The 13,629-nt window shown below is 67.1% G+C and carries 12 protein-coding genes, 1 tRNA gene and 1 pseudogene; 9 read left to right on the top strand and 5 right to left on the bottom strand.

Annotated features, from left to right (window positions below):
• Positions 1–51: 51 nt before the first annotated feature.
• Positions 52–831: a hypothetical protein gene (locus tag AC1DB8_RS11850; RefSeq protein WP_476893140.1), complete on the bottom strand. Its 780-nt coding sequence runs from the start codon at positions 829–831 to the stop codon at positions 52–54.
• A 261-nt stretch (positions 832–1,092) separates the two neighbouring features.
• On the opposite strand from AC1DB8_RS11850, the gene AC1DB8_RS11845 reads away from it, so the two are divergent.
• Entirely contained in the window at positions 1,093–2,763 is a 1,671-nt protein-coding gene (locus tag AC1DB8_RS11845; RefSeq protein ID WP_476893139.1) for an ABC-F family ATP-binding cassette domain-containing protein, read from the top strand.
• Positions 2,760–4,673 (top strand): ABC transporter ATP-binding protein, encoded by a 1,914-nt coding sequence (locus AC1DB8_RS11840; RefSeq protein ID WP_441418277.1) that lies wholly within the window; start codon positions 2,760–2,762, stop codon positions 4,671–4,673. Before AC1DB8_RS11845 ends, AC1DB8_RS11840 begins: the two co-directional genes overlap by 4 nt.
• On the opposite strand, the gene AC1DB8_RS11835 is transcribed toward AC1DB8_RS11840, so the two are convergent.
• From AC1DB8_RS11835 to AC1DB8_RS11825, 3 genes and pseudogenes are all read right to left on the bottom strand, one after another.
• Positions 4,670–5,101 carry an NUDIX hydrolase gene (locus AC1DB8_RS11835; protein WP_476893193.1) on the bottom strand — a complete coding sequence of 144 codons (432 nt, stop codon included), beginning with the start codon at positions 5,099–5,101 and terminating at the stop codon, positions 4,670–4,672. The genes AC1DB8_RS11840 and AC1DB8_RS11835 overlap by 4 nt on opposite strands.
• Before the next feature lie 18 nt (positions 5,102–5,119).
• Positions 5,120–5,593, bottom strand: a pseudogene (locus tag AC1DB8_RS11830) (DUF6314 family protein); the annotation flags it as partial.
• A 1-nt stretch (position 5,594) separates the two neighbouring features.
• Positions 5,595–5,667: transfer RNA gene (locus AC1DB8_RS11825), tRNA-Arg, on the bottom strand.
• 85 nt (positions 5,668–5,752) lie between these two features.
• Between AC1DB8_RS11825 and AC1DB8_RS11820 the strand changes: the two genes are divergently transcribed.
• The 6 genes from AC1DB8_RS11820 to AC1DB8_RS11795 all read left to right on the top strand — a co-directional run bounded on the left by AC1DB8_RS11820 (position 5,753) and on the right by AC1DB8_RS11795 (position 11,810).
• The gene (locus tag AC1DB8_RS11820) at positions 5,753–6,547 is read left to right on the top strand and encodes a DUF998 domain-containing protein (protein ID WP_476893138.1); all 795 of its coding nucleotides are present in this window, start codon (positions 5,753–5,755) and stop codon (positions 6,545–6,547) included.
• A 41-nt stretch (positions 6,548–6,588) separates the two neighbouring features.
• Positions 6,589–7,473: a hypothetical protein gene (locus AC1DB8_RS11815; protein WP_476893137.1), complete on the top strand. Its 885-nt coding sequence runs from the start codon at positions 6,589–6,591 to the stop codon at positions 7,471–7,473.
• Positions 7,470–9,008 carry a PGAP1-like alpha/beta domain-containing protein gene (locus AC1DB8_RS11810; RefSeq protein WP_476893136.1) on the top strand — a complete coding sequence of 513 codons (1,539 nt, stop codon included), beginning with the start codon at positions 7,470–7,472 and terminating at the stop codon, positions 9,006–9,008. The genes AC1DB8_RS11815 and AC1DB8_RS11810 overlap by 4 nt, the downstream gene beginning before the upstream one ends.
• Before the next feature lie 40 nt (positions 9,009–9,048).
• A complete protein-coding gene (locus AC1DB8_RS11805) occupies positions 9,049–9,462 on the top strand; it encodes a hypothetical protein (protein WP_476893135.1) in 414 nt (137 codons plus the stop codon).
• Between the two features lie 289 nt (positions 9,463–9,751).
• The gene (locus AC1DB8_RS11800; RefSeq protein ID WP_476893134.1) at positions 9,752–10,285 is read left to right on the top strand and encodes a DUF7793 family protein; all 534 of its coding nucleotides are present in this window, start codon (positions 9,752–9,754) and stop codon (positions 10,283–10,285) included.
• A complete protein-coding gene (locus AC1DB8_RS11795; RefSeq protein WP_476893133.1) occupies positions 10,275–11,810 on the top strand; it encodes a putative bifunctional diguanylate cyclase/phosphodiesterase in 1,536 nt (511 codons plus the stop codon). The genes AC1DB8_RS11800 and AC1DB8_RS11795 overlap by 11 nt, the downstream gene beginning before the upstream one ends.
• A gap of 148 nt (positions 11,811–11,958) precedes the next feature.
• Here AC1DB8_RS11795 and AC1DB8_RS11790 read toward each other — a convergent pair whose 3' ends face one another.
• Positions 11,959–12,111, bottom strand: a complete 153-nt coding sequence (locus AC1DB8_RS11790; RefSeq protein ID WP_476893132.1) for a hypothetical protein — start codon at positions 12,109–12,111, stop codon at positions 11,959–11,961.
• A 198-nt stretch (positions 12,112–12,309) separates the two neighbouring features.
• Between AC1DB8_RS11790 and AC1DB8_RS11785 the strand changes: the two genes are divergently transcribed.
• Complete coding sequence (locus tag AC1DB8_RS11785) at positions 12,310–13,389, top strand: hypothetical protein (RefSeq protein ID WP_476893131.1); 1,080 nt, start codon at positions 12,310–12,312, stop codon at positions 13,387–13,389.
• Positions 13,390–13,629: the final 240 nt, after the last annotated feature.

Raw genomic sequence — 13,629 nt, 5'->3', positions numbered from 1 at the left:
TGCTGGGCCGCTACACCGCCGGAGAAGCGCGGTGCCGCAACCCTCACATCATCATAATTCTTCAGCTGCGATCTTTTCTTGACCTTGCCCGCGGTGCGCGTCGGCCAAGGACGGGCTGTTTCGCGGGCCGCGTCGCGCGGACACCCTTCCCAGCCAGATCAGGGACAGGCCCACCATCAGCCCGAGCACCCCAACCAAGCTGATGATGTATTGGATGAAGGCCAGGCGCTGGGGCAGGAGGTCGCTGATGGGCAGAAGGATCATGGCGGCGGATCCGGCCGTCAGGAGTGCCGCTCCGCCGCGAACGAGCCCCGGCAGGCGGGATCGAAGGGCCTTGATGGTCGCCGGCAGAAGGCAGGCCGCCACGTATGCCGGGTAGAGCCGGCCGGCCGTCGTATAGAGGGCGATCAGTTGGCGGTTAGGGCCGCTCTGGTCCGGCAGCGTGGCCAGTCCCACTGAGGTGCCGGCGGTATTCGCCATCAGGAACGGCACTGCGGTGGCGAGGCAGATGGTTGCCAGCGCCGCCAGGCCCACGGGGCCGAGGAGCAGGCGGAGGCTGTGGGTGTTCTCAAAGCCCTTGACAATCTTGTACCCGGCCAGCAGGACGGTTCCATAAACCACATAGCGCAGCGCCAGGTTGGCGTAGTTGTAGGAACCCAGGAAACCGTCGACCAGCGTGTAGCTCCACTGGATGCTCAGCACCATGCCCACCGTGACAAGCAGGAAAATGCCGAAGAGCGAGCGGTTTTCTCCGCGCAGCGCCGCTGGCAGGCGGAGGAAGGTGATCAGGGCACAGACAGCCAGGACGAACCATTGCAGGGCACTGATCATGGGCGTTTCCTTTTCCAGCGCGTCCGCACGTGCTTCCGTTTGTGCGTCTTCACTCACGAGGGTCCGAGACGCTGGCAATTTTGCCGTGGGACCCAATTCAACTATGCTAGATGCTCGAACCCGCTGGTCCGTACACCCCCCAAGTCCGGACCAGCGGGTTCTTCTATGCCCGGCGGGATGTCGGCGGATCTGCTACGAATTTCCGGCCCCTGACGGCTGCCTGCGGCCGTCCGTTTTGGGCCTCAGTGAGAGAATGGACTAATGACTGCAACCCTTGTTGCCAAGGACCTTTCCGGTGGTCACGACCACCGGACTCTCTTCTCCAAACTCTCCCTCACCGTCGCGCCGGGCGACGTCGTCGGCGTCGTGGGCGCCAACGGTGCCGGCAAGTCCACGCTGCTGCGGCTGCTCGCCGGCGTCGACCAGCCGCAGGAGGGCACGGTGAGCCTTGCCCCGGCCGACGCGTTCGTCGGGTGGCTGCCGCAGGAGCATGAACGGATCGACGGCGAAACCGTGGCCGGCTACATCGCCCGGCGCACCGGCTGCGGCCAGGCGACGGCGGACATGGAGTCCACCGCCGAGGCGCTGGGAACCGGCGCCCCGGGTTCCGAGGACGCGTACTCGGTGGCGTTCGACCGCTGGATGGCGTCCGGCGCCGCGGACCTGGAAGAGCGGATTCCGCCGGTACTGGCGGACCTGGGCCTCGAAGTGGGACTCGACGCCGCGATGACCGGGCTCTCCGGCGGGCAGGCCGCCCGGGTGGCGCTCGCGGCCCTCCTGTTGAGCCGCTTCGACATCGTGCTCCTCGATGAGCCCACCAACGACCTCGACCTAGGCGGCCTGGCCAAGCTGGAGGCCTTCGTCCAGGGACTGCGCGGCGGCGTCGTCCTGGTCTCGCACGACCGGGAGTTCCTGGCCCGCTGCGTGACCACGATCGTGGAATTGGACCTGGCGCAGAACTCCGTCGCGGTTTACGACGGCGGCTACGAGGCCTACCTGGAGGAGCGCGCCGTGGCCCGCCGGCACGCCCGGGAACGCTATGAAGAGTTCGCCTTCACCAAGGCAGACCTGGTCTCCCGCGCCCGCACGCAGCGTGAATGGAGCTCCCAGGGCGTCCGCAACGCGATGAAGAAGAGCCCGGACAATGACAAGATCCGCCGGGCAGCGAACACCGAGTCCTCGGAAAAGCAGGGGCAGAAGGTCCGCCAGATGGAATCACGGATCGCCCGGCTCGAGGAAGTCGAGGAACCGCGCAAGGAATGGCAGCTGCAGTTCAGCATCGGGGCGGCGCCGCGCTCCAGCGCCGTCGTCGCGACCCTGCGGGACGCCGTCGTACACCAGGGGGACTTCACCCTGGGGCCGGTGAACCTGCAGCTCAACGCCGGCGAGCGGATCGGCATCACCGGGCCTAACGGGGCGGGCAAGTCCACCCTGCTGCGCCTGCTGCTCGGCGTGCAGCGGCCCGACGCCGGCGACGCCTCCATGGGCGCCTCGGTGGCGGTCGGGGAAATCGACCAGGCCCGCGGCCTGCTGGCGGGGCACCTCAAGCTTGCCGACGCCGTTGAAGCCGTGCTGACGGACCAGACCCCGGCGGAGGTGCGCACCCTGCTGGCCAAGTTCGGACTCAAGGCCGACCACACTGCCCGGCCCGTTGACTCGCTCTCACCGGGCGAACGGACCCGGGCCGCGCTGGCGCTCCTGCAGGCCCGCGGAGTGAACCTGCTGGTCCTCGACGAGCCGACCAACCACCTGGATCTTCCCGCGATCGAGCAGCTGGAGGAAGCCCTCGACAGCTACGACGGCGCCCTGCTGCTCGTCACACACGACCGCCGACTGCTGGAAAACGTGCGCCTTGACGTGCGCTGGAACGTCGTCGACGGCGTCGTCACCGAACTGCTGGGCGCGAGCGCCCCGAAAGGTACCAACCGATGAGCATGGACCGGGTTGCCTGGAGCTCCCTTTACAACATCACCCGCGCCTCGAGCGGCTCCAAGCCGTTCTCCAAGGAACTGCTCAAGCGCGTGTTCGGCTTTGCCCGGCCGCACCGGGGCCGGCTGATCGCCTTCGTGCTGCTGTCCATCGTGATGGCGGTCCTCGCGGTCGCCACGCCGGTGCTCGCCGGCCAGGTGGTGGACGCGATCATCGCGAAGGCGGACGCCGGCACCGTGATCTGGCTGGCCGTGCTGATCGCGATCGTGGCGGTCGCCGAGGCCGGGATCGGGCTGGTGACGCGCTGGCTGTCCTCGACCATCGGTGAAGGCGTGATCGTGGACCTGCGCACCAAGGTCTTCGACCACGTGCAGAAGATGCCGATCGCGTTCTTCACCCGGACCCGCACCGGGGCGCTGGTCAGCCGGCTCAACAACGACGTGATCGGCGCGCAGTCGGCCTTCGCCGGCACGCTCTCCGGTGTTGTCAGCAACGTGGTGGCGCTGGCCCTCACCCTCGTGGTGATGCTGAACAAGTCCTGGCTCGTTACCGTGCTGGCCATGATCCTGCTGCCAATCTTCCTCATCCCGGCCCGCCGGATGGGCTCCAAGCTGGCCGAGCTGCGCCGCGAGGCGGCCGAGCACAACGCCGCCATGGGCACGCAGATGACGGAACGCTTCTCCGCCCCCGGCGCCACCCTGGTGAAGCTCTTCGGCAGGCCCGACGAGGAATCCCACGAATTCGCGCTCCGCGCCGGCCGGGTGCGGGACATCGGCGTCCGCACCGCCATGCTCCAGTTCACCTTCGTCACGGCCCTGACCCTGGTTTCGGCCCTTGCCCTCGCGCTGGTGTACGGCCTGGGCGGCTGGCTGGCCCTTGGCGGGCAGCTCGCCGCGGGCGACGTCGTCGTGCTGGCACTGCTGCTCACCCGCCTGTACGCGCCGCTCACCGCGCTGTCCAACGCCCGGGTGGAAATCATGAGCGCCCTGGTCAGCTTCGAGCGGGTCTTCGAGATCCTGGACCTCAAGCCGCTCATCCAGCAGAAGCCGGACGCGGTGGAATCGCCGCGCGGCCCGCTCTCGGTGGAGTTCGACGACGTCCGCTTCTCCTACCCCTCGGCGGACAAGGTCTCGCTGGCCTCGCTCGAGGACGTCTCCACGCTGGACACCCGCGGCGGCGAGGAAGTGCTGCACGGGATCAGCTTCCGGGTGGAACCGGGCCAGACCGTGGCGCTGGTGGGTTCCTCGGGCGCCGGCAAGTCCACCATCGCGCAGTTGCTCTCACGGCTCTACGACGTCGATTCGGGCGCCGTCCGCTTCGGCGGTGCGGGGTCCGGCGCCGGCGTGGACGTCCGCGACCTCACCTTCGATTCGATGCGCGAAACCCTGGGCATGGTCACGCAGGACGGGCACCTCTTCCACGAGAGCATCGCCTCCAACCTGCGCCTGGCCCGCCCGGGCGCCAGCGAAGAGCTGATGTGGGACGTGCTGCGCCAGGCCCGGCTTGAGGACATGATCCGCTCGCTGCCGGACGGGCTGGACACCGTGGTGGGGGAGCGCGGCTACCGACTCTCGGGAGGCGAACGGCAGCGGCTCACCATCGCCCGCCTGCTCATCGCCCAGCCGCGGGTCGTGATCCTGGACGAGGCCACGGCCGCGCTGGACTCGACGAACGAGGCCGCGGTGCAGGAAGCGCTGGGCGCGGCGCTCGAAGGCCGCACCGCCGTGGTGATCGCGCACCGGCTTTCCACGATCCGCGCCGCCGATGCCATCCTGGTGGTCGAGGACGGCACGATCGTGGAACGCGGGACGCACAACGAACTTCTCGCCGCGGAGGGGCGCTACGCAGAGCTCTACCGGACCCAGTTCGCCGAGGCCACCGCGGTGGCCGCTGAGGCGGTGCCGGAACTCTAGCTCTTCCGGGCCGCCTTCGCGGCGAGGGCCGGCAGAACATGGTCCGTAAGCAGCGGAGCCAGGTCGTCCGGCAGCCCGGCGGCCAGGTCCAGCCAGCGGATTTCGGCGATCTCCGCCGACGGGTGCGCGGTCCAGCTGCCTGCTGCATTAACTAACGTGGGCGCGGTGAACACCGTGGCCTCGATCTGCGTGGCGGCCTCGTTGGCGGCCTCGGCCAGCCAACTTCCGAAGGGTTCGAGGTCCTCGGGCGCCACAATGATGCCGACTTCCTCCTCGAGTTCCCGGGACGCCGCCTGTGCCGCGGATTCACCGGCTTCGGGTTTGCCGCCCGGATGCATGAACTTGTCAGTGCCGCGCTTGCGGACGGTGAGGAGGCGTCCGGCGTCGTCAAAGACGCAGACGGCGGACACCACGATGCGGGGATTCACGGCCGCTCGGTGCAGCACGGATTCGAGCAGCAGATCCTTGGCCGGACCCGTGACATCCCAGCGGTAGCGGAAGTCATCCGGACCGAGCTTGGTGTACCCGACCCGGTACGTGTCGGGATCGCACCAATGCTGGTCCCGGTTGTCCTGCCCGCCGAAGCCGATGCGGTGGAAAGGGCGGCCGTCGGGGAAGAACATGTCCATCGTCGCTGGTGTTGCCGACGGCTTGAGCAGATACTCGCGGCTTGCCGGGCCGGTAAAGGGTGCACCGCCGGCCGGGTTCCACTGCACGGTGCCTTCTTCGCGGAAGCGGAGGCCGCCGTCGTCGGTTTCAGTGAAACGGACGACGCCGTTAAAGGTGCCGCGGCTGCCGGTGGCCCGGTCCAGCATGGTGCGGTCCACGCTCCAGTTGCCCAGCAGGTAGGCGCGCAGTTCAAAGCGCGGCTCAGCGGGCTGGTCAAGTTCCGGGCCGGCGCCCGGCGTCTGGGAGTCCAAGTGCCCTCGATTGGAATCGAACCAACGACACCGGCTTTAGGAGAGCCGTGCTCTATCCACTGAGCTACGAGGGCGGGCGAACAGGCGGGCGGCCTTCGGCCGGCCCGTCGGGACACGGATACAAGCATACAAGGTGGGGGCGCGTACTACGCTCTTGGCATGACAGCCTCTGCCCCGACGGTTTCCCGGGAGCTCATCTACATCCCCGACGTGGCCTCCGCCCGGTTTTATCTCGGCGCGCTCGCGAAATTGAGCGTGCTGCAGTATTTCGTCGCCGAAGCGGCGGTGATCGGCGCCTGGGCGGGTCGGGAGCCGTACAGCCGGCGCACCGGCTACATCAGCGATCTCGGCGCCCTTGGCTGCGGCGAATTCTCCGGCCGCGACGTCTGCTCGCCGGCGCACCTGCTGATGAATGCCTCGTTCGTGGTGCAGGGGATTGGCATGATGGTCGGGGCGCTGCTGCTCAGCTCGGCCGTGATCGGTGTTGCCGCCCGGGCCGGAACCAGGCTCGCCGTGGCCCCGGGCCGGCGGTCGCCGTCGGCCGCGGCGTTTGCCGCCCGCTCGCTCAGCATCACCGCGGGCGCCGGAACCGTGATCGTGGGACTGGTGCCGGAAGACGCCGGCTCCGGCTGGCACGTGGCCGGAGCGCTCATGTACTTCGCCGCGGGAGGTCTGGCCCTCCTGCTGGTCGGCTGGCTCTGGCGCAAACAGACACCGCTGGGCTGGTTCATCCTTGCCTGCGGCGCGGTCGCCCTGGCCGCGCTCATCGCCGGCGGAGCGACCGGGATGCGGGTTCCGGAACCCGGCACGCTGGAACGGCTGATGGGGTATCCCATCACGATTGGCACGGCGGCACTGGGACTGGTCGTCGCGCAGCGCGTCCGGCAGGAGCTCGTTGTGCGGAAGCGTGCGCGCGTGCAGGGGAGTTCTCCCCATCCCGCCGGTCGCGCCTAGCCAGTAGGGTAAGCGCACGGTCTGAACTATTTGGGGGAATCGTGCTGCATAGTATTGGGGATCCTGATCTCAGCATTTTTGAGATCAGCGGGCTGGCCTGGGCGGTCGCCGTTGACAGGGCGCTGAGGGCACTTGCCGCCGAACCGGAGATCGACTTTGCTGCCTACCAGCAGTCCTCAACCGCCCTGGCGCTGGGCTCGCTGGAGCCGGCGGACACTCGGCGCCTCGACGCGGAACTTCGCGAGGCAGGCATTGTCGATCCGGACGGCACGATGCCGGATCAATGGCTGCTGGCGGTGCTGATTGCCGTCAGTGCCCCGATCCGGGTCACTGTCGTGGCCCGAACCGGGGAGCACTCCGCGCACACCCACCTGGGGCTGGCTGGCGGGCGCGGAATCGCCGTCTCCTACCGGCGGCGGATCCGGACCACGGACGCGGGGACGGCCGTGACCGGGATCCAGGACGTCGTCGAGGTGGCCCTGTTCGAGGAGCAGCACGCCTGGTCCGCCGTGCGACGGATTCTTCCGGGCTTCACGGAGCTCCAGGCCGGCCCAGGCAGCGACCGCGGCCTGGACGGCGCCCGCGGCCTGGACGGCGCCCGCACGCCGGTCAGCCCGCAGCAGCTTCAGGCCGTTGGCAGCGCCGAGCTGCAGCAGGACGTGAAGGACGCCGTCCTGGCCCCGCGCTGCACCGTGCACCTGGACGTGGTGGCGGCTCCGCCCGGGACCGCGCCTGCCTTCCGCGCCGCGGATCTCTGGCACCTGTCGGAAAAGCTCTATTCGCTGCGGACCAGCGGCGACGACGGCGGCCGTTCCCTCGTGATGGTGGATGTTCCGCCGGGGGATGTGGCCAGGGAACTGTTCTGGCGGCTGCTCGGAGCGCGCGAGTTCCTCGCCGGTTCCGCGGGTCAGGCGGCGCAACGATGAGCCTGCACGGAATGGATGTGGAGTCCGGACGCCGGCTCAGCGAAGAACTGGACCGGGCCGGCGAGCGGCTGCTGGCGCTGAGCGCCAGCCTGACCCCCGCCATTGCCGCCGCCCCCTGGGCCGGCCAAGACGGCCAGCGGTTCAAGGATGAATGGGCCGGGCACCGGCAGCGGCTGACCGGGGCGGGAAACGCGCTCAAGGCGGCGTCGGGCGCAGTGCGGCGCAACGTCGAAGAGCAGCTCGAAGCCAGCAACCACGGCGCCGGGGCCGGCGGCCTTTCCGGCGGCCTTTCCGGCGGCGGTCACGGCGGCGGTTCCGGCGATGCGGGCGGTGCCGGGGCCGGCGGCTCCCTTTTCCACCGACTGGGACTCGACCGGCTGGCGGGCGGCGTTGCCGACACGGCAGGGGATCTCTGGAACCAGGGCGGCAAGGTCCTCAGCACGGTGGGAGCCGCGAGCGACTTCGGCTGGAACTGGCTCCAGGACGGCGCGCCCCTGCCGGTCAGGAACCTGATGGATGCCCAGTCCAACGTGCTGGACCAAGTCGGCCACTATGGAGACATGGGAATGCGGTGGCTGAGCACCGGCGAGCCCCCTTCGCTCACCGAACTCGCATCGAACGGCGTCCTGCTCAGGGCCGGAGTCCTCTCCCTGGCCGCCACCGCGCTGAGCGTGGGTACCTACAACCCGCATCTGCTCGACGATGGTCGGCCGGTGGCTGGCGAGCCGCTCCCGGTTCCGGTCGGAGAACCGGCCGGGACGGACAAAGACGGCCGATTCAACACCCCGGTGCCCTCGACCATCAGTGCGATCCTGCAGACCACCAATGCCGCCTACGGTGACGAAGGCAAACCTGCGACACCCGACGCTGCCGTCCGCATCACCACGATCCACAAGCCCGGGGAACCGGACGCCTACATCGTGAGCATCCCCGGAACCACCCGTTGGTACCCCGACGGCGCTGCCAACGCCACCGACCTGACGGGCAACCTGGAGCTGGCCGGCGGCAACTTGTCCACGGCGTCCCAGGCGGTCCGCCTGGCCATGGAAAACGCAGGTATCCCGGACGGGGCGCCCGTGATGCTGTCCGGCCATTCGCAGGGCGGCATGATTGCCGCCGCCCTGGCGTCGGACAATTCGTTCACCAACCGGTTCAATGTGACGAACGTCTTGACATTTGGCTCCCCGGTGGACTCTGCGCCGATACCGGCCCGCATCGACGTTCTTGCATTGCAGCACGCGGGTGATCCAGTCCCCAAAGTCGACCTCGGGGACCTCACGGTGGGACAGGACGGAAGTGTTTCGGCCAGCCAGGACAACGGCGCGGTCAAGGTCACACTGCCCAACCCCGCCGTGGCGCCCGGCGTTGCCGGGATCGGCTACCACGACGGCGGCGAGTACGTGAAGTCCACCGGCAGCCTTGAGCACCAGGGACCGATCGCCGACTACGCTCAAAGGGAGTCGACCCAGCAGTTCCTGACCACGGACCCCGGCCAGGTCAGCTCCACCGTTTCGAGCATCTCGCGCAAGCAATGAGCGTGAGCAGCCCGACGCCGAACCATAGCGGAAGTTATCGATGAAGAAGCTATTCCACCCCATTGCAGGAGCACTGATCATGGGCATTCTCGCGGCAACACTGGCGGCCTGCGGCCTGGGCGGACCCTCCGAGCCGGATCAGCTGGAGGCCGCCCTGCAGAAAGCCGGAAAGTCCGTCCCGGGCGTGACCGCCGTCCAGGCCGACGCCAACGTCAACACCTCCGGCAAATTCATCACGGTGAAACTGGTCGGTGAAAGTGCGGACAAGGCAGCGCTCACCCAGACGTTGGGGCGGGCCATGCCGGCCCTGCTGGACAGCCTCAAGGACGTGAAAGGCGGCACCCTCGGGGTTAGCATTTTTTCGCCCGACGACGCCGTCCATGCCGGCCCCGCCGATCTCGGATACAGCGGCTCAAGCTCGCTGTCGAGTATTCGCGAATACTTCGCCCGGTAATTATGGAATTGCCGCGCCCGCGCAACTGTGGGGCTTTCGGCGATTCTGTGTCGCGGGGGTGTCTTATGTCTCATATATACGGCCACTTGCACTATCATGAGGGCATTCGCCGGAATGTTCCGGTGCCTCGTGCGGGAGAACGGGTCCAGCGCACGCCGAATTGCCGACTTTGTAGTCTGTGGGGGCACATGTCTGATCAGCTGGTTGCGCCGCGCCTGGCAGCGACTTCTTTCGGCGACCCCACCAGTGTCCCTTCGCGGCTGGCCTCTGTCCGTCGGATTGCCATCCGATGACAGTCGAAGCCCCCGTTGCCCCGGACGGGCAAATCCCCGAGGAACCGCCGGCAGTCATTGACGCACCCGACGCCGGGACGCCGTCGTCGTCCGGGTCCCGGGCAGAGCTCGGCCTGGCGGACTTGGGGCTGGCCGAGCCGGTCATTCCCGCGACGGAAGCCTCCGCGGAGCCCGTCATCGGCGTCCGGCTGCTCGAGGACGGCATCATTGAAGTCGCGCTCCCGCCGAACCAGGAGATCGAGGGTCCGGAAGCGCGGGTGGCCGGTGAAACAGTCCGGATGCTCGCCGGCGGCGAGAGGGTTCCGGTGCTGCTGGTCATCTCCGGCGTCGTCGGCGTCAGCGTGGAAGCGCGCCAGGTCTACGCCGGTTCCATCGCGGCGTCGGCGTTCGCACTGGTGGGCGAGAGCCCCGTGGACCGTGTCATTGCGCATTACCTGCTGCGCTCAAGAACCGAAACGATCCCGGCGGAGTTCTTCCTTTCGCGGATAGAAGCCCTCAAGTGGTTAAGGCCTTATACGAGTGAAAAGTGATGTTCCAGACCCCCGGCTCCATGCGCTCGTGGAGGGCATTGTCCGGATTGCCAGCGGAGACCTAAGTACCCGGATTCCTCATTCCGGTGCGCGCGACGACGTCGCCGCCGTCATCGCGGGCATCAACCTGATGGCCGATGACCTGCAGACCATTTACCAGGAGCTCGAGGAGCGGGTCGAGAGCCGGACCGCCATGTTGCGCCAGGCCCAGGTTGAGCTCGAGCGTATGGCGCTGACCGATCCGTTGACCCAGCTGGCCAACCGGACGGCGCTGAACTCGGTGCTCAGCCACGCGCTGGCGGAGACGTCCCGTGGCGAGATGCCGCCTGCCCTGCTGATTCTTGACCTTGATTCCTTCAAGGGCATCAATGACACGCTAGGACACAGCGCGGGGGACGATGTCCTGCGCGTGATTGCCCGGCGTCTCCAGGACGCGGTCCGGGTCACCGATACCGTGGCGAGGCTGGGCGGGGACGAATTCGCCGTCATGCTGCCTAAATCCAACCTCGTGCGGGCCCGGCGGGTAGCCAACCGGATCCTGAAGGCGCTCAGTGAGAGCCTGGAGATCGGCGACCTGCGGGTCACGTGCGGCACCAGCATTGGCGTCCGCGTCGCCGAACCGGGCCAGTCCGCCGATGACCTGGTGATGGAAGCCGACACAGCCATGTACGCCGCGAAGGCGCAGCCGCACAGCGGGATCAAGGTCTTCGAACCGGCGCTGTTGTACGCCCGCAGGCTGCAGAGCCTGATGGTCACGGAGATGCGCGAGGCGATCCTCGAGGATCAGCTGACGCTGCATTACCAGCCGGTGGTGGAGCTCGCCACCGGGCGGATCGAGGGCGTCGAGGCGCTGGTCCGCTGGAACCACCCGGAGCGCGGGCTCCTGATGCCGGACCAGTTCATTCCGCTGGCGGAGGAGACTGGGATGATCGTGGAGCTGGGGCACTGGGTGCTGCGCAACGCGGTCCGGCAGCTCCGGGACTGGCAGGACCGGCTGGCGCTGGACAGCGAGTTCTCCGTCCGGGTCAACATCTCCACCACCGAGCTGCAGAACCTCGAGCTCATCGAACACGTCCAGGACATCCTCCGCGAGACGGGTGTGGATGCCGCGAACCTCATCATCGAACTGACCGAGTCCATGGCCGTGACCGGCGGCGACGTGGACAAGTACTCCCTGAGCGGGTTACGGCAGCTGGGGGTACAGCTCGAGATCGACGACTTTGGCACCGGCTACTCTTCCATCAGCTACCTGCGCAAGCTGCCCGTGAATGTGGTCAAGATCGACAAGAGCCTGATCGACGGGCTCGGGACGGATGCGGAACAGGGCGGCTTTGTCGAAGCTGTGCTGCATCTGATCCATGCGTGCGGGCTCAAGGCCGTGGCTGAGGGGATTGAGACCGCCGAACAGGCCGACGAGCTGGTCCGGCTGGGTTGCGCCAGCGGCCAGGGCTACTACTTCGGGCGCCCGGCGCCCGCCGAGGCCGTTGAGGCGCTCATCAGCCAGGACAGCTCGGTTTCGCAGTAGCCACGCAGTGGCGCGGGCGTGCCGGAGTGGCGCGGGCGTGCCGGAGTGGCGGACGACGGCGGCTGGACGGCTGGCTTGTTGACTGGCATGACAAAGGGCGGAAGTTGGAGGTGAATCCGACTCCCGCCCTTTGCGGTTGCTGACTCCGTTAGTTCTTCGGGGTGGAGTTCGGCCACCACTCCGGCGCGGCCACAACCGTGCTGCTGGAGTTGCCCCCGTTGGCGGAAACTGCTGCCGAAGCCGAAAGGCCCGCTGCGGCCAAGGCTCCGGCGACGAGGAGTGTTGCGAGGGTCTTCTTCATTTGGATCTCCTGTTACGTAAGAGGCAGATGTGACTCAAGTGGTGCGGATTTAGTATATGGGCTGCCGACACGCCGTCTCATAACGATTTGAAGGGTTGTGTAAAACCTGTGCTATTTGTGCGCGGCTCCTGCGCCTCAAAGTGCAGGTAGTCGAGTGTGTTGCTCGTTTTAGCCGCTCCGGCGACGGATACTTGAGACATGCTTGAAAAGGTTGCCTCATCGGCATACGTCGCGGCAGAGCTTCGCGCGCGGCACTACCGCGACAACCATGAGTTCAACGCGGCCGCACAGAGCGCCAAGGAGGCCGCGCTTATTGCTGGTGAAGACGGCGACCCCGTCGCCAGCTGGGCGATGAAGTTCTTTCAAGCTGAGAGCCTCATGGAGACGGGGAATTTCGATGAGTGCGCGCACTTGGCCCTCGAGCTCTTGGCCAACCCGCAGGGTCCTCCCGCCGTTCAGGCCAGCGCGCGTGCCAATATCCTTCTTTCTAAGGCTTGGCAGGGTGCAGGGCTTCTGGAAGATGCCGCTGAAGCGGCCCGGGCTGCGGTGCATCTCTCCACCGACGAGGCGGACATTGACGTGAATGTCAAGGCCCGCCAAGCTTTGATTGCCGCGTTGGCGGACTGCGGAAAACTCGATGAGGCTTGGACGGAATGTCGTGACCTTGCGAGTGTGATCTCCGATGATGTCGACGAGCAGCTGGCCGGTAAGGCGTTTTGGGTAATCGGAAACGTGGCATTCCTATCCGACAGGGTGGAGGAAGGGCTTAGATATCACGAACTTGCGGCGTCGACTTTTTCCCCTGCTAGAAATTTGGACGTCTGGGCCAAGTTTAATAAGGCCTCGGCGGCCATGCGTTTGGCAGCAGAGGTGGCCGATGCAGACACCCTGCGCTGTATCGAGCGAGCGGAACTGGCGACTGAAGTCATTGGCGGCAGCTCCAATGATCACCTGCTGCTCAGATTGAACCGAGCACATTGGAGTTTTCTCGCTGGTGACCCCGTCGCCACCATCGAATTGCTGGACGATCTGCATAGCTTGGAAGACAACCTGTCGCCTCAGAGGTCTGGAGAAGCGTGCCTCCTGCTTGGCCGGTCACAGTTGGCTCTGGGGAATAAAGCAGAAGCTCGGCTCTGGATCCTTAAGGCTGCGAATCGGTTCGAATCGTCAGGGGCGCGTCACCGTGCGCAACAAGCCCGGGAGCTTATGAAGGCCGAACTGGGCCGGGACTCGCTATGGTCCTGGCTGCTTCGCGTCACGGGTTTCGACCGCAGCTGACTCCTGCTTCCGGGGCATGTCCACCGCCGGCGTCGAACAGTGGGCCTGTCCCGAGGGCTCAACGTTCTAGGTCCGGCGGGCAGGTCGGGCATGTCCACTGCGGGCGTCGTGCGGTGGACATATAGGGATTATGCTCATCGGTCGCGGCCAAGAGTGGGCATGTCCGGCGGCGCTGACGTACGTGGTCCGGCGGGGAGGGCGGGCATGTCCACAGCAGGCGCCGTGCGGTGGACATATAGG

It is taken from the genome of Arthrobacter sp. 10N410 (assembly GCF_056394945.1).
Note: the sequence above shows the minus strand (reverse complement) of the source record. Positions and strands in the feature narration are given on the sequence as shown.